This window comes from Bacteroides sp. BFG-637, assembly GCF_024793605.1.
Classification (GTDB): domain Bacteria; phylum Bacteroidota; class Bacteroidia; order Bacteroidales; family Bacteroidaceae; genus Bacteroides; species Bacteroides vicugnae.
In genome coordinates this window covers 1,840,484-1,862,403 of sequence record NZ_JANUPD010000002.1, presented here as the reverse complement: position 1 = coordinate 1,862,403, position 21,920 = coordinate 1,840,484, and the positions used below count along the sequence as shown (strand labels likewise).

Annotated in this window: 12 protein-coding genes and 3 pseudogenes; 8 read left to right on the top strand and 7 right to left on the bottom strand. The window is 40.5% G+C overall.

Annotated features, from left to right (window positions below; genetic code table 11):
* Nucleotides 1-206 precede the first annotated feature (206 nt).
* A complete protein-coding gene (locus NXX38_RS07525; RefSeq protein WP_148367868.1) occupies nt 207-1,301 on the bottom strand; it encodes an SGNH/GDSL hydrolase family protein in 1,095 nt (364 codons plus the stop codon).
* A 58-nt stretch (nt 1,302-1,359) separates the two neighbouring features.
* On the bottom strand, nt 1,360-2,580 hold the full coding sequence (locus NXX38_RS07520; RefSeq protein WP_148367867.1) for a pitrilysin family protein: 1,221 nt from the start codon (nt 2,578-2,580) through the stop codon (nt 1,360-1,362).
* Between the two features lie 105 nt (nt 2,581-2,685).
* Between NXX38_RS07520 and NXX38_RS07515 the strand changes: the two genes are divergently transcribed.
* The 8 genes and pseudogenes from NXX38_RS07515 to NXX38_RS07475 all read left to right on the top strand — a co-directional run bounded on the left by NXX38_RS07515 (nt 2,686) and on the right by NXX38_RS07475 (nt 12,670).
* A complete protein-coding gene (locus NXX38_RS07515; protein WP_148367866.1) occupies nt 2,686-3,219 on the top strand; it encodes a TIGR00730 family Rossman fold protein in 534 nt (177 codons plus the stop codon).
* A 6-nt stretch (nt 3,220-3,225) separates the two neighbouring features.
* Nucleotides 3,226-3,832, top strand: a pseudogene (locus tag NXX38_RS07510) (SIS domain-containing protein).
* The gene (locus tag NXX38_RS07505) at nt 3,820-4,740 is read left to right on the top strand and encodes a carbohydrate kinase (RefSeq protein ID WP_148367865.1); all 921 of its coding nucleotides are present in this window, start codon (nt 3,820-3,822) and stop codon (nt 4,738-4,740) included. Before NXX38_RS07510 ends, NXX38_RS07505 begins: the two are co-directional and overlap by 13 nt.
* A gap of 152 nt (nt 4,741-4,892) precedes the next feature.
* Nucleotides 4,893-6,496 (top strand): annotated as a pseudogene (locus NXX38_RS07500) (DUF6377 domain-containing protein).
* A gap of 268 nt (nt 6,497-6,764) precedes the next feature.
* Nucleotides 6,765-7,929: pseudogene (locus NXX38_RS07490) on the top strand (glycoside hydrolase family 76 protein).
* Nucleotides 7,930-7,963: 34 nt separating this feature from the next.
* Nucleotides 7,964-9,433 carry a glycoside hydrolase family 125 protein gene (locus tag NXX38_RS07485; RefSeq protein WP_148367862.1) on the top strand — a complete coding sequence of 490 codons (1,470 nt, stop codon included), beginning with the start codon at nt 7,964-7,966 and terminating at the stop codon, nt 9,431-9,433.
* A 163-nt stretch (nt 9,434-9,596) separates the two neighbouring features.
* Nucleotides 9,597-10,658, top strand: a complete 1,062-nt coding sequence (locus tag NXX38_RS07480) for a tyrosine-protein phosphatase (protein WP_148367861.1) — start codon at nt 9,597-9,599, stop codon at nt 10,656-10,658.
* Between the two features lie 74 nt (nt 10,659-10,732).
* Nucleotides 10,733-12,670 (top strand): DEAD/DEAH box helicase, encoded by a 1,938-nt coding sequence (locus tag NXX38_RS07475; RefSeq protein WP_148367860.1) that lies wholly within the window; start codon nt 10,733-10,735, stop codon nt 12,668-12,670.
* 161 nt (nt 12,671-12,831) lie between these two features.
* On the opposite strand, the gene NXX38_RS07470 is transcribed toward NXX38_RS07475, so the two are convergent.
* The 5 genes from NXX38_RS07470 to NXX38_RS07450 all read right to left on the bottom strand — a co-directional run bounded on the left by NXX38_RS07470 (nt 12,832) and on the right by NXX38_RS07450 (nt 21,895).
* A complete protein-coding gene (locus NXX38_RS07470) occupies nt 12,832-13,824 on the bottom strand; it encodes a DUF4973 domain-containing protein (protein ID WP_234131722.1) in 993 nt (330 codons plus the stop codon).
* A 14-nt stretch (nt 13,825-13,838) separates the two neighbouring features.
* Nucleotides 13,839-15,908 (bottom strand): RagB/SusD family nutrient uptake outer membrane protein, encoded by a 2,070-nt coding sequence (locus tag NXX38_RS07465; protein WP_195649691.1) that lies wholly within the window; start codon nt 15,906-15,908, stop codon nt 13,839-13,841.
* Between the two features lie 10 nt (nt 15,909-15,918).
* Nucleotides 15,919-19,011: a TonB-dependent receptor gene (locus NXX38_RS07460; RefSeq protein WP_195649690.1), complete on the bottom strand. Its 3,093-nt coding sequence runs from the start codon at nt 19,009-19,011 to the stop codon at nt 15,919-15,921.
* Nucleotides 19,012-19,035: 24 nt separating this feature from the next.
* On the bottom strand, nt 19,036-20,361 hold the full coding sequence (locus NXX38_RS07455) for an IPT/TIG domain-containing protein (protein WP_258978946.1): 1,326 nt from the start codon (nt 20,359-20,361) through the stop codon (nt 19,036-19,038).
* A gap of 313 nt (nt 20,362-20,674) precedes the next feature.
* Nucleotides 20,675-21,895 carry a glycoside hydrolase family 76 protein gene (locus tag NXX38_RS07450; RefSeq protein WP_234131725.1) on the bottom strand — a complete coding sequence of 407 codons (1,221 nt, stop codon included), beginning with the start codon at nt 21,893-21,895 and terminating at the stop codon, nt 20,675-20,677.
* Between the last annotated feature and the right edge of the window lie 25 nt (nt 21,896-21,920).

Below are 21,920 nucleotides of genomic sequence, written 5' to 3'. Positions count from 1 at the left end.
TATTTTTGTGCAGTCGGGAAGTCGTCACCTTGCAAGGTGACGATTGTCACTTTATAAAAGGATAAATGGCATCTTATAAAGTGATAAATGTCACCCTATAACGTGACATCCCCTTAGTGAAAGGAGGAAAATCTGTAAAGGTACAAAATTAAGAGACGAAAAGCAAGAGGGAGAACCTTATTTCTATTATGATACGGTTCTTGCTATTAGTCCTGAAACTTAATCTTCAGTATCTTACTGATAGCGGGTTTATACTTCTTCAACATTCGGTCGAATCCCAAGTCGTTCGGATGGGTTCCGTCTACAGTCCCCTCATGGTCTGTTCCCAAGAATTGATCTTCTTTTATGAAATGCAGGTTCTTGACATTCTTCTTTCGCAATACTTCTACCTGTTCAGCGATGGCTTCGTTCTGCCGTTTCACATTCTCGCGGGCTTTCTGGTTGAAATTACCTGTTTCACGTATCAATGTCTGTATCACAATAATAGGAGTATCCGGATGCTTCTGGCGCAACGTCATTACAAAATCAACAGTTCGGTCGGTTATCTCTTTGGGAGAAGGATTAGGAATACAATCGAGAATGAAAGCATCTGCATCAATATCCGCTAACATCTCGGCAACTTCTTTCTCCATCTTGCCGTTTCCGCTCAATCCTAAATTGATGAAATTATACCCGCTGCTACGGGATAAACGAGCCGGATAAGCCATACCGGGACGGCTGGCAGATGCTCCCTGCAAAATACTGGACCCGTATACCACTATCTTTTCTTTGAACGGATTTTCTCCTTTACGTATATGCGCATCAGAAGAAACACCTATTTCCAGACTTTTCAGTTCATCATATAAAGGCAGATACAGCAAGCATTCTTTCTCTTCCGTACCCATATTATCAACAAGCACTTTTTCCGTAGTCACACCACCCGGTATTCCTACTCCGGCAAATTGCCATTTTCCATCCCGTTTGATATATAAATCCAAACCTTTCTGTGCAACTCTGGTCAGATTGGGTAACTGGTAATTATCAGGAACCGTCCATTTGGCTTTTATAACAGGGCTATTCGTTGTAAAAGAGATAGCCAGACCGGCAGAATTTGTGAACAGTTTCTTCACAGTGGGAGGCATTGTACGATACTTGGCTGTATCTACCCGATGGAAATATTCGCCTTCGGTAGTTGCTTTGCCTACCAGTAAAAGCTCTTGAGCCGGCACATAGGTAAAATTGTTCTTTTGTTGTCCGAATGTTGTAAGGGGAAACATCATCAGACCCAAACAAATACAGACATTACGTGTTAAGTTCTTCATGGTCAATTTAATATTAACAGTTTATTAATCGTCAGTATACTATAGTAGCGTCAAAAGACTATTTATAAATCAATGTGGATAAATACTCCTCTGCAAACATCTCATTGGCAACTTCCAACAACATCTCTGCTGTTAGCTCTTCTATACGCTTAAAAACAAGCTCGGATGATTCATACTTATGATAATGCAGGAATGTTTTCGCCATCCCTAACGCATTATTCTCAAAGTTATCAGACGCTACTCCGATTTGTCCGATCAACTGCTTCTTCGCTGCCGCCAACTGGGAGGAAGTCATCTTTGTATCGCGCATCCGTTTCAGTTCCTTATAAGTCAATTTCAGGCAAGTATCCATGTCATCCACATCCGTCCCGAAATAAATACAGAAAGCTCCCGTATCCGTATAGGAAGTCAGATTGGATTCGACATTATAGACTAGTCCTCTGCGTTCGCGAAGGGACACATTCAGTTTACTATTCATTCCGGGACCTCCAAGGACATTATTCAGCAGATAGAGTGCAGTACGCTTGTCATCATACGCATTATAGCCACGGCTACCGATCATGACATGTGCTTGGTGCGTATCTCTGGCCACCGTCAAATGTTCCGGCACATACAGAGGCGGAGGTGTACGGAGATTCTCTACCTTCACATCAGGAATATCCGACAGGTATTTTTCTACCAGACGGATGATTCTCTTGAACTCGTATTGCCCCTGAACAAAAAACACCATATTTCCCGGTTGGTAAAAACGGCGGGTAAACGATAGGACATCTTCCGTGCGGAAACTCCGCAGAAGTTCCGGTTTACCAAGAATGTTTCTTCCCAATGGATGATTGCGGAAGATCATGTCTTCAAAATCGTCAAAGATCAGTTCCGACGGAGTATCTTCATAGGACTGGATTTCATCGATAATGACCTCCGTTTCTTTTTCTATCTCATGCTGAGGAAAGGTGGAATGAAATACAATATCCCCCAACAACTCAAGCGCACGTTCCAGATGTTCTTTCAGGAAAGCGGCATAGACGACAGTTTCTTCCTTATTTGTGTATGCATTCAGGTCACCACCTACATTCTCCATCCGGTTGAGAATATGCCAGGCTTTCCGCTTCTCCGTTCCCTTAAAAATCAGATGTTCTACAAAATGGGCCATTCCTTGCTCATTCTCCGCCTCATCACGGGTTCCGGCATCAATCGCAAAACCACAATAAGCTACTTTTGAGAGGGTTGGTTCATGGATAATACGCAGGCCATTTGGCAATGTATATTCGTTACCTTGCATCGTTTTATACTTCCTTATTGAATTAATGCCACAAAAATACAATAAAACTTATTGCTGTTTATAGAAAATTGCAGATATTTGTGGACTATAACAGCAACAACGTATATGGAAAAGATAGGAATATTCTGTTCCGCCTCCGATAACATTGACAAAATGTACTTCGAAAGCGCCGGCCAAATAGGCAAATGGATGGGGCAGACAGGCAAAACCTTGATATATGGAGGAGCCAGCCTCGGATTAATGGAATGCATAGCCCGCGCCGTGAAAGAAAATGGCGGTAAGGTCATTGGAGTAGTTCCTGCCAAACTGGAAGAGAACGGCAAGGTAAGCACTCTGTTAGATGAAGAAATTCATACCCGTAACTTGAGTGACCGCAAAGATATCATAACGGAGAAGTCGGAAGTATTGGTTGCTCTTCCCGGAGGCGTCGGTACACTTGATGAGATTTTCCACGTAATAGCCGCTGCCTCCATCGGATATCACCGGAAGAAGGTCATTTTCTACAATGAATATGGTTTTTACGATGAGCTATTAAAAGCACTCCACACCCTGGAGGACAAAGGTTTTGCACGACAGCCTTTCTCAACCTATTACGAAGTAGCAAACACATTAAATGAATTAAAAGAAAAAATAAACTGATCCTATATGATAGACTCCATCAAACAACTTTTGCAACAGGAAGCACAAGCTGTGCTCAACATCCCTGTAACAGATGCTTATGAAAAAGCGGTGAAACTGATTGTAGAACAAATACATCAGAAGAAGGGAAAACTGGTAACTTCCGGTATGGGAAAAGCCGGACAGATTGCTATGAACATTGCTACGACTTTCTGTTCCACCGGTATTCCATCCGTCTTTCTGCATCCCAGCGAGGCGCAACACGGGGATTTGGGTATCTTACAAGAAAACGATCTGCTCCTGCTGATCTCTAACTCTGGCAAGACACGTGAGATTGTGGAATTAACCCGTTTGGCTCATAATCTGGACCCGGATCTGAAGTTTATCGTTATCACCGGAAATCCGGATAGTCCGCTGGCAAAAGAATCGGATGTCTGCCTAAGTACCGGCAAGCCTGCAGAAGTCTGTGTGTTAGGGATGACTCCTACTACATCTACTACTGCCATGACAGTGATCGGAGATATATTGGTAGTACAAACCATGGAAGGAAACAGGATTTACTATCGCTGAATATTCAAAACGTCACCACGGCGGTTATCTGGGAGAAAAATCAAGATCACTATGCGAAAAGTAATCGGTATCGGAGAGACCATCCTCGATATCATCTTTCGAGGTGACCAGCCTTCTGCCGCCGTACCGGGAGGTTCTGTATTCAACGGTATTGTCTCATTGGGACGAATGGGAATAAACGTCGGCTTCATCAGTGAAACCGGGAATGACCGTGTAGGCAATATTATCCTGCAGTTCATGCGTGAGAATCATATCCCGACCGATCATGTGAATGTATTCCCGGATGGAAAATCACCCGTATCTTTAGCTTTCCTGAACGAGCAGAGTGATGCCGAATATATCTTCTACAAAGACTACCCGAAGCAACGTCTGGATGTTCTGTTTCCGAAACTGGAGGAAGACGACATTGTCATGGTGGGTTCTTATTATGCACTGAATCCGGTTCTAAGGGAGAAGATTCTTGAACTACTAGATCAGGCACGTGAAAAGAAAGCCATTATCTATTATGACCCGAATTTCCGTTCTTCACACAAGAATGAAGCCATGAAGCTGGCTCCGACCATTATTGAGAATCTGGAATATGCGGATATCGTACGTGGTTCTTTAGAAGATTTTCTATATATGTATGGTATGCAGGATATAGACAAGATTTACAAAGATAAAATCAAATTCTACTGTCCCCGGTTCATCTGTACTGCAGGTGCGGAAAAGGTAGCGTTACGCACTAATCTGGTCAATAAAGATTATCCGATAGAGCCATTACAGGCAGTCAGCACCATCGGAGCCGGTGATAACTTCAATGCAGGGCTGATCTACGGATTAATTAAATACGATGTCCGATACCGCGATCTAAATAACTTGAATGAAGAGATCTGGGATAAAATAATCCAATGCGGAAAAGACTTTGCAGCTGAAGTTTGCCGAAGTTTCAGCAATTCGGTTTCGGTGGAGTTTGCACAAAAATACAAGTGATATTACAAATAAGGATTTGGATACAAGACGTTCATCCAGCGAAATCCCTATTTCCATAAAATCCATATTAAGTTAATCTGTCAACCTTAACTTAATATGGATTTCCTTATCTTTGCAAACAACCATGTTCAATAAGCAATCTTACTTAATATATGAAAAGATTTATTTTACCTCTATTGATAGTCCTAATCTTCATCAGTTTGCCCGTAAAAGCGAATGATGAAGTGAAAACATTATTAAAAGTATTAGATAAATCTCTACAAAATAAAGCTAGCTATACCAAACAGAAGCAAAGACAAATAGACAGCCTGAAAATAGTATTAAGGCAATCCGGAAACATCCGGAAAAAAGTCGGGATAGCGCAATCCCTTTGTTTTGAGTATTCATCTTTCCAAAAAGATTCCGCTTTAGCCTATGCCATCCATATGAACAGGTTTGCTCAAGAAAGTAATGACAAAGAACTTTTAATTGAAGCAAAACTGGATTATTCAAGAATATTATCTTCGATGGGCTTTTTCAAAGAAGCTCTGGCGATTACCAATTTGATGCAACAAGAGCAGCTATCCCCTAGACTCAAAGCCGAATTCTTTCTCGGACAAGTCACAATCTACAATCACCAGAAAGCTTTTGCCTCCAACGAGCACGATTCACAAGAAAATGATCTGATAGCACAAATTTATCGCGATTCACTGCTTCAATGTAAAGAAGTACCATCGAACGTACGAGCTTTTATAGCCGCCCCGACTCTTCTTTTCCATAAAAAGTATGATGACGCTATTCACATACTGGACAGTGTTTACGAGAGTTATGCACCATATTCACGAAATGCCGGAATAATAGCATATTCTCTGGCATCTGCCTATCAAGGTAAAAATGACCGTGAAAATGCGATTAAATATTTCGCAATATCAGCCATCTCCGATGTATTAAATGGAGCCAGAGAAAATCTTTCCTTAAAAATATTAGCCAAGCTGATTTTTGAAAGTGGAGATATAGACCGGGCATATAAATACATGAAAAATGCAATGGAGGATGCTATCCTATGCAATGCGAGAATTAACACAATCGAAGCCTCCGACATGTATCTTTTCATAGATAAGGCATTTCAAGAGAAGGAAAAACATAAATTTATCATCATAACAATATTGCTTACGGCATTGTGCCTGGTTTGTATTCTGCTATTTATTTTGTTCATACAATTAAAAAAGCAAAAGGAAAAGTAGAGCAAACTAATGAGAGTTTGTCGCACCATCTTTACGAAATACAACAAATGAACTCAATATTGGCAGATAACAATAAAATCAAAGAAGAATATGTAGGGTTGTATATGGAACAATATACCAGTTATATCACTAAAATAGCCAATTTTAAGAAAAGAGCACTCAAAATAGCCAAAAGTGAAGATATAAATAAAGTAACCTCTTTCCTCCACTCTTCACTCAATACAGAAGAAGATCTGGTAGAGTTTTACAATAATTTCGACAAAGCAATCTTGAATCTCTTCCCTAATTTCGTTGAAGATTTTAACGCATTGCTCTTACCGGAAAATGCAATTATTCCGGGACCCGGCAAACTCTTAACACCTGAATTGCGAATCTTCGCACTTATCCGGCTCGGAATTACAGACAGCGTGAAAATTGCGCATTTCCTACAATACTCCTTATCTACCATCTATAATTATCGCTCAAAAATGCGGATCAAAGCAAATGGAGACCGGAATGAATTTGAAGAAAAAGTAGCTCGAATCGGACAATAAATCCGGGAATAATAGTGTATTAATCATACAGCATCGTTTACATTTATTGGATGTAAATCAATCGTCATACGACTAATTATCAACAACATAACACTAACAGCTATTTACAATCTACTTACTTCCCATTTAAAAAGTTGCAGGAAAAAGGTATTTTTGTAGAGTCGCAGTGCTACATTTGGAAATTTAATCTTCAATGGCTACTGCCACAATAAAACCTGCGGATTAATTCAAACTACTATTTATATAAACACTACTTAAAGAAAAAATTATGAATAGCCTATTACTTAATGTTATTTGCGCTTTCACCATTGCAAATGCAAATCCCAACACAGAAAAAGCACAGCAAACTTTGGATGCCCTGTACCAAAACTATGCAGCACCCAACACTTGCCTTTTACGTGAAAATTATCCTTTTGACCAAAATAATGGAAGCAACTTATCTGGCATCACAAGAGCAAGCAAAAAGACGAAACGAATACTCTTACCTCTGGCCATATTCAGGTACATTCTCTGCCGTGAACGCATTACTGGAAACAACTGAAAATAAGAAGTATAAAAAACTTCTGGAAAAAAGAGTACTGCCCGGACTGGAAGAATATTTCGACAAAAAAAGAGAGCCATTCGCCTACTCTTCTTATATAAGCAACCAACCAGTTTCCGACCGTTTCTATGATGATAACGTCTGGTTGGGCATCGATTTTACCGATTCTTATCGCATGACAAAGAAACAAGCATATCTGGAAAAAGCCAAACTCATATGGGAGTTCATCCTTAGTGGAAAAGACGATGTACTTGGCGGAGGAATCTACTGGTGTGAACAAAAGAAAGAATCCAAAAATACCTGTTCCAATGCACCGGGAGCTGTATTTGCTCTCAAGCTATTTCAGGCAACTCAAGACAATACCTATTTAAAGCAAGGGAAAGAATTATATGAATGGACTAAAAAGAACTTAGAAGATCCAGAAGATCATCTATATTTCGACAACATCGCACTCAATAAGAAAATCGGCCGTGCCAAATTTGCCTATAACAGTGGACAAATGATGCAGGCAGCCGCCCTGCTCTACCAAATTACCAAACAGAAAAATTATCTGGAAGATGCTCAAAACATAGCAGAAGCGTGTCATAGATACTTTTTCACTCATTTTACCTCTCCGGATGGACAAACATTTCAATTACTGAAAAAAGGGAATATTTGGTTCACGGCAGTTATGCTTAGAGGTTTCATTGAACTTTATCAGATAGACCATAACAAGACTTATCTAACCGATTTCCAAAAAAGCCTCGACTATGCATGGGATCATGCCAGGGATGAACGGGGACTATTTCAGACAGACTGGAGCGGAACAGATAAAAGCGAAAAGAAATGGCTTCTTACACAAGCTGCTTTCGTAGAAATGTATGGAAGACTAGGCGGAATCGATTTACAATAACCAATTTTAATAATCCTCTTAAAAACATGGAGATATGAAGAAAAAGAATATCGGAATATGTATTATTACAACCACCCTGTTAATGGGAAGTCATGCCAAAGCTACAGAACTCGTTTTAGCTAAAGATCATACAAATGTAGTGAATCAGGCAGCTGAAATTGCCGCTTATAAAAGCAACCGTCCACCTGTAAATAAGCGTCTTTTTACATCAAAGGCTGTGGAAGCAGAAATCATCCGAGTGAAAAAGCTGCTTACGAATCAAAAACTGGCATGGATGTTCGAGAATTGTTTTCCCAATACCCTCGAAACAACTGTCCACTACCGTACAACAGACGGTAAGCCAGATACTTTCGTTTACACAGGTGACATTCATGCCATGTGGCTACGGGATTCCGGAGCACAGGTCTGGCCTTATATACAACTGGCCGATAAAGATCCGGAATTGAAGAAAATGCTTGAAGGAGTGATCCGGAGACAATTCAAATGTATCAATATTGATCCGTATGCCAATGCTTTCAATGATGGTGCTGTCGGAGGAGAATGGATGTCTGACCTGACCGACATGAAACCGGAACTGCACGAACGTAAATGGGAAATAGATTCCCTATGTTATCCGCTGCGTCTGGCCTATCAATATTGGAAAGAAACTGGTGATGCCAGTATTTTTGATAATGAATGGATACAAGCTATAACCAACATACTGACAACTTTCAAGGAACAACAGCGCAAAGAGGGAGTAGGTCCTTATAAATTCCAGCGTAAAACAGAACGTGCACTCGACACATTAAACAACGATGGATTAGGTGCTCCCGTGAATCCTGTCGGACTCATTGTTTCAGCTTTCCGTCCGTCTGACGATGCTACAACTTTACAGTTCCTCGTACCGTCTAATTTCTTCGCAGTTTCTTCCCTGAAGAAGGCCGCGGAAATTTTGAATACCGTAAACAAGAATAGTGATTTGGCAAAGCAATGTACAGATCTGGCACAGGAAGTAGAAACTGCACTAAAAAAATATGCAACTTACAATCATCCTAAGTACGGCACTATCTATGCTTTTGAAGTAGACGGATTCGGAAATCATTTCCTAATGGATGACGCCAATGTTCCGAGTTTGCTGGCAATGCCCTATCTGGGTGATGTAGACATTAATGATCCTATTTATCAAAACACACGCCGTTTCGTATGGAGCAAGGACAACCCCTATTTCTTCAAGGGAAAGGCAGGAGAAGGTATCGGAGGGCCCCACATCGGCTATGACATGATATGGCCCATGAGTATCATGATGAAAGCATTTACCAGTCAGGATGACCAGGAAATCAAGGCTTGTATAAAAATGCTGATGGACACAGATGCAGGAACAGGATTCATGCACGAGTCTTTTCACAAGGATGATCCTAAAAACTTCACACGTGCCTGGTTCGCTTGGCAAAACACCTTATTCGGCGAACTCATATTAAAGTTAGTCAATGAAGGAAAAATAGACTTATTGAACAATATTCAATAAAGCAGACTTGGGTTATTTCCCCATTCAGGGCGCTCTTCTACAAGAAGTAGCGCCCTTTCTTAACACGTAAATTACTATTAACTTTGGCTAATTATCGCAAAGGAATTATCAGTTCTTGGGGTAATTCTTATCTTTGCAGTATACGATTCAAGACAAAGAAACTATGTACAAAAACCTGTTAAGCTGGCTTACTGTTTTATTAGTGCTCCCATCATGTTCCGGCACGTCACCTGCCATATCCGTGGTATGTGAAGAAAATAATATAGGCAACTGCATCATCAAATGGGAAACAGCACCGGTATTGAAAGGACAGGTAAAAGTATACACCTCCACTTCTCCCGGACTTATTCCGGAAGATTCACCCATCGCGATGGCTAACATTTCGAGCGGAAAAATGACAATCGTAACCAACGATCCGTCGCAACGTTATTACTACCTGATGGTATTTAATAATAAATACCGGATTAAGGTGGCCACCCGCAACATTAATATCCCCGGCATACAGAATTTCCGTGATTTAGGGGGATATGAATCTTATGATACAGGAAAATCACTTCGCTGGGGAATGATATACCGTTCTGCACAGATAGACAGTATTCCTCCCTGCTCCCGCAGGGAACTTAAAAACATGGGAATACGAACGATCATAGATTTACGCTCTGAAAATGAACGTCACAATTACCCGCAACTGCATGATGATGAATTTAACATCATACATATCCCTATCCTCACAGGAAATATGGAAGAAATTCTGCAAGGAATTCAAGAAGAGAAGATAAAGAGTGACACTATTTACCGTCTGGTCGAACAAATGAATCGGGAATTAGTTCTAAACTACCGAAAGGAATTCAAAGAACTGTTCACCGTCCTTCTCGACCGTACTCATTATCCGGTTGTAATTCATTGCACATCCGGGAAAGGGCGTACAGGAGTCGTTTCCGCTTTATTGCTTGCCGCTCTTGGTGTCAACGAGGACGTTATTATGGAAGACTATCGTTTGAGTAATGACTATTTTAATATTCCAAAAGCTTCTAAATATGCATATAAGCTGTCGATCAATTCGCAAGAAGCCATTACAACCATCTACTCTGCAAAAGAAGATTTCCTGAACGCTGCTAAAGAACAGATTGAGGCAGAATATGGAAGCGTACAAGCCTATCTGAAAAAGGGAATCGGACTTTCTGCAGAAGAAATTGAACAGTTACGCAGTATCCTGCTGGAATAAATCGCAAATCGTAATTCGTAATTCGTAATTATTCTCTATCTTTGCAGCCGAAATAAAAGATATACAGAGATTTAATGAAGACATTTGAAGAGCTTGGCGTTTCTCCGGAGATACGTAGAGCAATTGAAGAAATGGGATACGAGAATCCCATGCCGGTACAAGAAGAAGTGATTCCGTACCTTTTAGGAGAAAATAATGATGTAGTAGCTCTTGCACAGACAGGAACAGGTAAAACAGCCGCATTTGGTCTGCCCCTGATCCAACAGATTGACGTAAAGAACCGAATCCCCCAATCACTTATCCTCTGCCCCACCCGCGAGCTTTGCCTCCAGATAGCAGGAGATTTGAACGACTATTCCAAGTATGTTGACGGATTGAAAGTACTGCCTGTTTACGGCGGTTCTTCCATTGACAGCCAGATACGCAGCCTGAAACGCGGTGTACATATCATTGTGGCTACTCCCGGACGTTTACTGGACTTGATGGAACGGAAAACCGTATCCCTGTCTACTATCCGCAACGTAGTGATGGACGAAGCGGACGAAATGCTGAACATGGGATTTACAGATAGCATCAATGCCATTTTAGCGGATGTTCCGCAAGAACGCAACACCTTGCTGTTCTCGGCAACCATGAGTCCGGAAATTGCACGCATTTCTAAAAAATACCTGCGTGATGCGAAGGAAATTACGATCGGTCGCAAGAACGAAAGTACCAGCAATGTGAAGCACGTCGCTTACACTGTACAAGCCAAAGATAAATTCGAAGCACTGAAACGCATCGTCGACTATTATCCGCAAATTTATGGTATCATCTTCTGCCGCACCCGTAAAGAGACACAGGAAATTGCAGATAAGCTGATGCAGGAAGGCTACAATGCCGATTCCCTGCATGGAGAACTTTCACAAGCACAGCGCGACGCAGTTATGCAAAAGTTCCGCATCCGTAACCTGCAACTTCTCGTTGCCACTGACGTAGCTGCCCGCGGACTGGACGTAGATGATCTTACCCACGTTATCAACTACGGACTGCCGGACGATACGGAAAGTTATACGCACCGTAGCGGACGTACAGGACGTGCCGGAAAAACAGGAACCTCTATCGCTATCATCAATCTTCGTGAAAAAGGAAAGCTCCGCGAAATAGAGCGTATCATCGGCAAGAAATTCATTCCCGGAGAGATGCCGACAGCAGCAGGCATCTGCCAGAAACAGCTGATCAAAGTGATTGATGACCTCGAGAAGGTAAAAGTAAACGAAGAAGAAATCTCCGAGTTTATGCCGGAAATCTATCGCAAGCTGGAATGGTTAAGCAAAGAGGATTTGATTAAGCGCATGGTTTCACACGAATTCAACCGCTTTGCCGAATATTATCGTAACCGTGCAGAAATAGAAGTGCCGACTGACATTCGCGGAGAACGTGGTGCAAGAGGTGACCGCAAAGAGGGTGGCTTTGAAAAGAGAAGCCGGAAGGCTGCTCCGGGCTTTACCCGTCTGTTTATCAATATGGGTAAAACGGACAACTTCTTCCCCAGCGACCTTATTGGTCTGCTGAACAGCAACACACGAGGGCGCATAGAACTAGGACGCATCGACCTGATGCAAAACTTCTCTTTCTTCGAAGTCGTTGAAAAAGAAGCGCAGAATGTAGTGAAAGCATTGAACCGCGCCAACTGGAACGGGCGTAAAGTCTCTGTTGAAGTGGCCGGCGAAGAAAGCGGAGAAGGCCGTAAAACAGGTGGTTTTGCAGATCGTAAAGGCGGAAAAAGGTTCGGAGGTAAAAACGACGAACGTACACCACGCTACGAGAACAAAGACAGAAAGGATAGAAAATCAGAAACTTCGACAAGAGGAGGTGCTAAATCTGCAAAGAAAGAAAAGCCAAGCCGTGCCGAACGAGGATATGCCGACGCCCGTGGCCCGAAAAAGAAAGAAGACTGGCAGCAGCTCTTCAAAGATAAAGAGCCTGATTTCAGCGAAGAGGGATGGGCACGCAGGAAGCCGAAAAAATAAGTATCTTTCCCCCAGAATATGACTTAATACAAATTTCACGTTTGAAATCTATCTTATATAAATTCCCCTTATTTTACTTTTCTCTTAAAAGAGAATAGAGTAAAATAAGGGGAACTCTTATATTCTTTCCTGCCTAATGAAAACCGAAGAAGAGAGATAATTTACCAAATATAAGACTGATCTTCATCTGGTATATTGATATTACGTTTACGTTCCATAATCATAGAACCTGTTACCTTATAATTCATCGGATATGCCTCGTTTGCAACGTCACTATAATGATATTCAACATACAAGGTCACATATTTATGTTCCAAATAAGGAAGCTTGGTATCCATATTAGTTTCAATTTTATAGCTTCCCGAAATCGGTACAAACTTCATGCGATTATCAGGATCCGGATTAGTTAATATCAACGGTCCCGTATGCGTCACTTCATCAAATTCTCCGAATGTAGCTACCACCTTATATATCTCGCGCTCTTTTAGCTCTTCATCAATGGCCCCGGCATAAAAGAATACCGAATTCTCATCCTCTACCCATGTATTACGAGTAGAAACAGAAAAAGCTGTTTGTTTGTCATCAGCCACATCTCGATTATAGATCATAGCAGTAGTTGATGAATAAGAACCTGAATAGTCATTGAAAGGAATCACATTCAATAACGCTTTCCGGTAATGCTTCCGATAGTTAGGAACATATCCATCTCCTTCAAGAATCGTTAATGGTAAAATATGTTCCCGCGAGAGATTGATACCATGCAGAGAAAAATCTATATTCAGCAACGCAGTATTAGCACCTGCCGGAATATTGACTGCCATTTCCGGAATCGTATAATATTCTTCGGCCAACTGCAAATAATATAAATCATCGCGGAATCTGAAACGTTCAAAATTAAGAGTTTCCAGAGTATCAGGATCTAGTCCTATACGGACATGCAGATTTCTATCATTGTTGGTAGAGCCGCTAATAATAACCGGCAACTGATAACTTACATTTCCATCCGATTTGTACTTCACATAAGTCGAATAAACACCGTTTTTGGCAAAAGAAACTGACTGTTCAAACAACTCATCTTCCCATTCTTTGTTACAAGCAGTAAAAGCCAGGACGGTCGCCAGTAACATTATATAATACACATATATCTTCTTCATAGCTTTATCTTTTATTAGTCAAAATAAGTCCAACCCGGATTTTGAGTCAGCTTTCTATTCTTACGCAATTCATCATGTGAGATAGGCCAAAAATACATCTTCTTCACAAACACTGAAGGAAGGGAAGAGATTACTACCGGAGAATGGAAGGCTTCTCTTTGAGCAGATTCCAAATTCATATTACAACCATACACCTGAACTACTTCCTCTTTTGAAGCATCTTTCCAACGCCGTAAGTCATAATAACGATGTCCTTCAGCAAACAGTTCAATCTGACGTTCACGTTTCAAACACTTACGGAATTCATCCGGATCGTCATAAATTGTTTGATCAAAATCCGGCAATCCGGCACGAATACGTATCTGCGACATTGCTTTCTGCATTTCTCTTGTATTACGACCAACAGACATCGTTTTACTTCCATCCCATGAAGCTATTTCGTAAGGTCCATTTTCCAACTCATTCAAAGCCTCAGCATAAATCAGCAAGATTTCAGCATAACGAATAGCCGGTTCTATCTTATTGGAATGCGTACTTTCTGCATCTTTAATATAAGAATCCTGTGGATTATAGTACTTTTTAATACCAATACCTGTGCGCATATTGTGAGAATCAGAAGCAGAAACTTGCTGCCCGTTAGGATAATCACGATAATACCATATTTTCTGATAACGCTGTGATTGATCTTGCGCACTGGTCATCTCCCAAACACTCCCATTATAAGCCACCGAGGCATAGAAACGTGGTTCGCGATGAGCATATTGCTTACTAATACCTTCTCCTTGTGGTCCTAGCTCCGGATATGTACCTGCATTTATTTCCGCCTGTGTTACAAAATCCTTATCACGCGGATTTAAATCAACCCGTCCTTCGTATCCTGCTTCACCGGCATATTCCGAATTCATTCCCTGACAATTTTTACCATCATTCATATAATAAGCATCACACTGCTTTTGAGTCATACCATGGCAGTTCCATCCTCCGACAGACGAAGGCATCTGATGTTGCCCCATTGCTACAATATCCTCATTAGCATTCTGATTTTGCCCGCGTGTAAAAATCAATTCCGGATTATCAGAAGCTGCTACATCCCCATTAAACAAGGATCGATAAGATTCAAACGGATCAATATCTCTCCATCCGTCAGGAAAATCCCTGTTAGAATAGATTTCATGATAAGGAGGACGTACTGTTGCCGGATATGCTTGATTAATAGCCTGTTCTCTGAAAGCAGCAGTATATAACTCATAAAAATTCAAATCCATTACATCTTTAGCAGCTGCAGCAGCTCTGGCCCACTTTGATTCATCATACGTCTGTGAAATCAGACAATTACCCTGATCATCAGTCAAATCCACCATTTCTGTATTTCCATTAGCCAAAGGACTTGCAGCATATAACAAAACTTTCGCACGTGCCGCAAGAGCAGCTCCCCGGGTTGGTCGGGCAATATTCCGATTGTCACGTAACATCGGTAAATCATAAGCAGCTAATACCATCTCATTAGCAATGAAATTTGCGCATTCATCATAAGTGTTACGGGAACAGGCAAGAGCATCATAATCTTGCATATAGTCCAAACCTTCATCCGGAAGAATAGGGACCGGACCATATTTACGAAGTAGTATCCAGTAAAAATAGGCCCTTAAAAAACGGGCTTGTGCCTTATAATCAGCAACATCCTCATGAGACATTTCCTGATTAATATCTATGTTATGAATCATTGTAGAAGCATCACGGATACCGATATAAGCATTTGTCCATGTATCCTGCCGAGTTCCTTCATTATAAAACCCGTTTCGGAATGTTGCATAATTCAAATCTCTGCTATCTCCAAAAAACATATCATCAGCAAAATTATGTAAAGCAGCACCTTTACTGCCTACATCCATCATATTATTTTTCGACAAATAAGCATATACTCCTGCCAACCAGTTATCACAATAGTCTTTGCTGGCAAAGACTTTCTCTTCCGTCATGCGATCTTTGAAATACTTGTCTACATTCAGATAATCGGAGCAGGAACTCAGGAGAAAGATCCCCAAACTCAAAGCACTCCATAAAATAATATTTCTTTTTTTCATGTCTTTAATATTAGAAGTTAACAGTCAATCCTAATGAGTAAGTACATGCAATTGGATATTTCATTCCATTACCACTTGCAAGTTCCGGGTCCCACAACTTAAGACTATCCCATACAAACAGGTTATTGCCCAGAAAGAAAATACGTGCATTATCCATACGCAGTTTATTAACCCATGTTTTTGGTATAGAATAACCTATTTCCAGTGTTTTAAAGCGTAAATATGCTCCATTACGAAGCCAAAAAGTAGACTCACGATAATTATTGGCATTCCCCCCATAACTTAGACGAGGATATTTAGCATTTGGATTCTCTGTTGCCGGATCACCCGATATTTCTGCTGCAATCCAACGATTTCCCGGTTCTGCCATATCAGTCAGAATATTTCCCCACTCGCCTTTGTTAAAGGCAAAAACCGTAGGTCCATTGATGAAATAAGAAGATTTACCTGCTCCCTGAAAATGAACATTAATATCAAATCCACGCCACTGCAAAGAAATACCCATACCATATATTAAGTTAGGAATACGAGTAGCTCCGATAGGTACTTTATCCAAATCAGATATCACACCATCACCATTCACATCTTTGTATTTGATATCACCCGGAGCATAATCTCCGAATTCTTGCTTCGGACTATTACGAATGTCATCCCAATCTTTAAATAATCCCAAAGCAATCAAACCGCGCGCCTGATTATATCGGAACCCTTCAGTTTTTCTATAAGAATATTCTTGTGCTTCTTCGTCATAAGCCTTCATCTCGTTTTTGGTCAGAGTCATGTTGCCTCTTACCGTTAACTGTACTTTCCCTATCTTCTGTCGGTAAGAAAAATTCCCGTCTATACCTATAGACTCCATTTTACCGACATTTGCATACGGTTGACTAGTTACACCTACTATATTGGCAAGATGTTTGCGCTGCATATAAATATCTTCACGGGTATCTTTATATAAATCAATCGTTGCCGTGAGGCGATTATTTAAGAAAGCCATATCAAAACCCAAGTCATGCTTTTTAGCAACTTCCCATGTTAAGTTATTAGAAGCAATTTGATCATAATGCAATCCATTATAACTATTACCACTTCCATAATCACCAAAATTAAAACCATTACTATCACCGAAAGAACTCAAATAAGGGAAACGGGTACCTACACGGTCATTACCAACCACACCATATGAATAGCGAATCTTAAACATATCTACCCATTTCAGATTGTCTTTTATAAAACTCTCTTCCGCAATATTCCATCCACCGGAGATAGCCGGGAAAAATCCAAACTGATTTCCGGTCGCAAAATTCTCACTACCTGTGTAACCAAAATTCGCTTCTATGAAATAACGATATTTATAAGAATAGGTAAAACGCCCGGCTAATCCTTGATTGCGTTTAGATATACCTTTCATTATATCACTGTCAGTACCGACTGTTTGTATTTCTTCTCGCTGCGTATATTTCAGCATGGCGCCTACATCATGGTATTTAGCAAAAGAACGATTATAATGCAATTCTGCCTCAAAATTCTGCAAGCGTATTCCTTCTGCATTAGATGATTGCGTCATTACCTGTTCTTTCACAATACGATTCATTATCAAACCACCATTTGCATCCCGATGACGCTCCGCACGATACTGCTCCGGCTTACGAATACGATTGATAGAATTTTTGTTTTCAGTATCGAATCCAAAACGACCAATAAATTTCATCCCTTTGGTAATGAATTTCAGGTCCTGCTCCAATGTTACATTTGTCTGAATTGTATTTTCCCACTTTTCCCTGTATCCAGTCTGGGTGGCCAGTACCCAAGGATTCATACGGTCTCCTTCTACAGAGTCGAAAGCTGAATAAACAGGTACTGATCCATCCGAATACATCACCGGAATACTAACAGGATTTTGTCCCACCAATGAGCTCCATATATTATCTGCCAATCCCGGAGTATTGTACTTTTTCAATGAACCAGACAATCCTACTTTCAACAAAGTTAATTTGGTTAAATTAATGTCCACATTCATACGGTATGTCCAACGTTTAGCATCTGCATTTGTATTATATTCTTTACTAAATGCTTTATCTGTCTTATACATACCTTGCTCATCCGCATAACTGGCAGAAACAAAGTAGCGGGCCGAAGTACTACCACCACTCAAGTTTAAAGAAGCCTTATATGTCATAGCACCATCCTTCAATAAAACATCCTGCCAATCCACATTCGGGTACAAATCCGGATCTACCTTTTGGTTGATAATTTCCAGTTCATTAAGAGTATAAGCAGGCTCAAGATTCCGGGTAGTACGAGCCTCATTCAACATTTGAGCATAAGTATATCCGTCAACAAACTCCGGAGTGCGGGTACGTGTGTTATAGGTACTCTGTAACTTCACATTCACATTGACTTTACCAAGATTACCGCGTTTTGTTGTAATCAGTACTACCCCATTAGCACCCTTTGAACCATAAATAGCAGTAGCAGACGCATCTTTTAATACAGAGAATGATTGAATGTCTTCTACACTAATTTCATTCAGGTCACGTTCAAATCCATCAACCAACACCAATGCACCTGAGTTAGCACCAAAAGTAGAAATACCACGAATCCAAAACTCTGAAGTAGCCCCTGGTTCACCGGAAGATTGCATGGCAATAACTCCAGCTACATTACCCGCTAATGCATTGGTGATGCTAGTAGTCGAATTAGAACTTAAATCTGCGACATCCACCGAAGTGACAGCACCTGTCAGTGTTGCTTTCTTCTGAATACCGGTACCAGTAATGACAACCTCATCCAATGCAGTATTCGAAGTTTCTTTCATTGTCACATTAATCTCCGTCTTTGTTTTTACGCCGACCTCCACCTTATCATAACCAATGTAAGTAAACAATAGAGTTGAATAAGGACTGACCTTTATTCTATATTTACCGTTTATATCTGTCACTGTTCCAAAACCAGGGCGATCTTTTACAACAATATTAACTCCCACAAGGAGTTCTCCCTGACTATCCCTTACAATACCTGTCACATTTATTGTCTCCTCCTGAGCTATAATATCCAGCGGAAAAGTCAGAATTAAAGTTACCAGAATTAATAAATATTTTTTCATTTCCTATAATGTTTTTCATGAGTATTATTCTGCAGTTATCGTGCGGATTCGATAGTTGTTCTCATCTGCAATATAAAATGTCTTGGTCTCTTTGACATACACAATTCCACTCGGTTGATTAAATTGAGCTTTTGTTAATTCGCCATCTGCATACCCTTTTTCATTCGGTCTCCCTGCAAAAGTCTCAACCTTACCTTCCGGAGATATTTTTCGGATACAATGATTGTATCTGTCACATACATAGAAATTACCTTCTTCATCAAAAGTTCCCTGACGGGGTTGTGAAAATTTTGCTGCTTCTCCTACCCCATCGCTCCACTGTACATTATATTCATCATTACGTCTTGCACCGCAAAGTAGAAGAGGCTTACTTAGCGAACGAGTTTCACGATTGTAAGTTGATTTAAACACAACATGCTTATTTTCAGCTGTAAGATAAACAAAGTCTCCACTTGGATGAAATTGCATCGCATAATACATATCTGAATTACCATCAGTCACATGCTGGGATTTTTTTCCTGTTACGGGATCGTCCAACTTATAAACATAACCGTCAGCGCGTTGAGTAAAGAAACAAGTTCCATCCTGCGGATGCATAGCAACAGCATCGCATCCTTTTCCTTTGGCTAATACTCCATAGCTCCCCACTGCACCACTGTATCCCTTATCCTTAAACAGCATGACAACGGCTTTTCCATTGTCATCTCCTTGCACCTGATTAGCCACTAATAACGTATCTTTTGTTGGAGAAAAGCACATGGAATGCATACTACTAATTCCTTGTCCCTGCCCTCCTACAAGCAAGGTAGAAACCTTATCTCCATCAATTGAGATTCTACGTACAGACCGATTATTTTCAAGTAGAAACAGATCACCATTATCGTCTATTTCCAACCAATAAGGAGCCTCAAACTGTGCCTCTTTAAGAGTTCCGTCCACACGTGCAGTTTTACCATCTTTATCTGTAAAGCCGCATAAAGTCCCCACGCGTAGTTGATATTCATATTTGAATTCCTTATCGAAAACATGTTCTTCAGTATTACCTATTCGTACACTAACCTTACCGTCACCGGCACGAATCGGCACTACACAATAGATACAATGTCCGTTAGATCCAATTACAATAGCTTTTTTCCCAGACACTGTTACATTGATCTTCGAGATATCGGTTCCGAAATTCTCACCATAAATAAATAGTTCACCCTGACCTTTGCTAGATTCAGGATAAAAACGGTCAATCACAACCGGCTTAGAAGGATCAAATTCTTCACCTTTAGCGTCATCTTTGCAACCATAGATACAAAGAAGACAACCTAAAAATAGAAAACTGAAACTCTTAAGTTTTTCCATGATTTTGTTTCCCATAATTTTAAAAGATATAATTGATTAACTTTATCGTCAAACACTATGTCCGCCATATTTAACGGCACAAATATAAATAGAAGGATTAGGGATGCTTTTATAAAAGCATGACAGAAATTTCCACGTCTAACAGAAAAACAGAAAACAACACAAAAAAGACAGAAAAGCAGACTTTAATCGAAATGTATAAACTAAACAGCAACATTCATTGACATATCATTACCATAATATATGCCTCCATGACACTATCCAAGTTTCTTTCACTGCCTGATTAAATTAATGATATTTCCTTTTTCAGTCTTTAGCGGGTACTCAACATACGGGTCACATTCTCAAGCAAAGAAGCTCCGCTTGCATGAGCACACATATAAGCAGTTCCATTCTTTTCATCACTTTTCACCGAATAGGTATTTCCCCAGTAAGGACCGCAATACATCTCGGGCCACAAGTCACGATTCATGTGTTCGAACCATAGAGTTTTAGCATTATGAAGCAAGAAATTTCTCACTTCCTCACGAGTCCTGTAAGAAGTCGATTCATCCAACACTAAATTAACTGCATAAGGAATGAATACCGCTTTAAAGATTAATCCGTCATCTGCATCAAGACTCCCTTCATTTCTCAATAACCCTTTGTCAACGCAACGACTACTGGAAATGGTATATACTACTGCCGTCTCCGCTTTCTTCAAATAACTACGTTGTTCAGTAATATGATAAAGTAAACGGGCAGCTTCAGCAAATGTACCTTGAGTATACGTCAATGGAGGTTCCTCCACTCTACCATCCGGGAGCATCAGGTTTGCAGTGATAAAGTCATATAGCTTCTGGGCATCTTCAAGATACTTAGGTTCTTTTGTTTTCATATAGAGCTTGCAGGCTACAACACAAGCCGGAGCATTCGTACAAATATAACGAGTATCCTTATCAGCGGGACTAGTCGTTTTCCATGGCAACGCCCAACCTTTCTCATCTTCCTTGCCCTGGGTGACCATATGTGTATCATAAATCTTCTTGGCCATATTGAAATAGGTATCATCGCCCGTTGCCTCCGTCATATGCAACATTGTCGACGAAATCCAAGCCATATCATCTATAAACTCATTCAGGAAGCCCGTCTCATCTCCCTGCCCCCTCCAATCATACCAATTATTGGCATGGTTCTCAAACCATAACTTGAAGTAATTCTCATAAGTTGCAGCCCGTTCAGGGTCTTTATCCTTAATACGTTCGTAAGCATATACCAACACATCCATGGCGTGCGCCTGTTGCCAATAAAGATATTGCGTCCTGCTTGGAAGTTTATTCTGAACAGCAGCCCAGAATGTTCCTTTCTCTTTATCCATAAATTGATCTATCAAGACTGAAATACAGCTATCGGAAGCCGCAGCCCATATCTCTTCAGGAGTCTTTGTTTCAGCGTTATTTTCATTTTCATCAGGAAAGGATGCTCCCTCATTTTCGTTACTACATGCTAGTAACGAAAAAGTAATTACAGCAAATGCCCAAAATAATCTCTTCATGTTTTTCAATTTAAATATGTTTTTA

Coding starts and splice junctions, on each gene's coding strand:
- NXX38_RS07525 (WP_148367868.1), bottom strand. CDS start 1,301: ATGAAGAACTTAACACGTAATGTCTGTATTTGTTTGGGTCTGATGATG.
- NXX38_RS07520 (WP_148367867.1), bottom strand. CDS start 2,580: ATGCAAGGTAACGAATATACATTGCCAAATGGCCTGCGTATTATCCAT.
- NXX38_RS07515 (WP_148367866.1), top strand. CDS start 2,686: ATGGAAAAGATAGGAATATTCTGTTCCGCCTCCGATAACATTGACAAA.
- NXX38_RS07505 (WP_148367865.1), top strand. CDS start 3,820: ATGCGAAAAGTAATCGGTATCGGAGAGACCATCCTCGATATCATCTTT.
- NXX38_RS07485 (WP_148367862.1), top strand. CDS start 7,964: ATGAAGAAAAAGAATATCGGAATATGTATTATTACAACCACCCTGTTA.
- NXX38_RS07480 (WP_148367861.1), top strand. CDS start 9,597: ATGTACAAAAACCTGTTAAGCTGGCTTACTGTTTTATTAGTGCTCCCA.
- NXX38_RS07475 (WP_148367860.1), top strand. CDS start 10,733: ATGAAGACATTTGAAGAGCTTGGCGTTTCTCCGGAGATACGTAGAGCA.
- NXX38_RS07470 (WP_234131722.1), bottom strand. CDS start 13,824: ATGAAGAAGATATATGTGTATTATATAATGTTACTGGCGACCGTCCTG.
- NXX38_RS07465 (WP_195649691.1), bottom strand. CDS start 15,908: ATGAAAAAAAGAAATATTATTTTATGGAGTGCTTTGAGTTTGGGGATC.
- NXX38_RS07460 (WP_195649690.1), bottom strand. CDS start 19,011: ATGAAAAAATATTTATTAATTCTGGTAACTTTAATTCTGACTTTTCCG.
- NXX38_RS07455 (WP_258978946.1), bottom strand. CDS start 20,361: ATGGAAAAACTTAAGAGTTTCAGTTTTCTATTTTTAGGTTGTCTTCTT.
- NXX38_RS07450 (WP_234131725.1), bottom strand. CDS start 21,895: ATGAAGAGATTATTTTGGGCATTTGCTGTAATTACTTTTTCGTTACTA.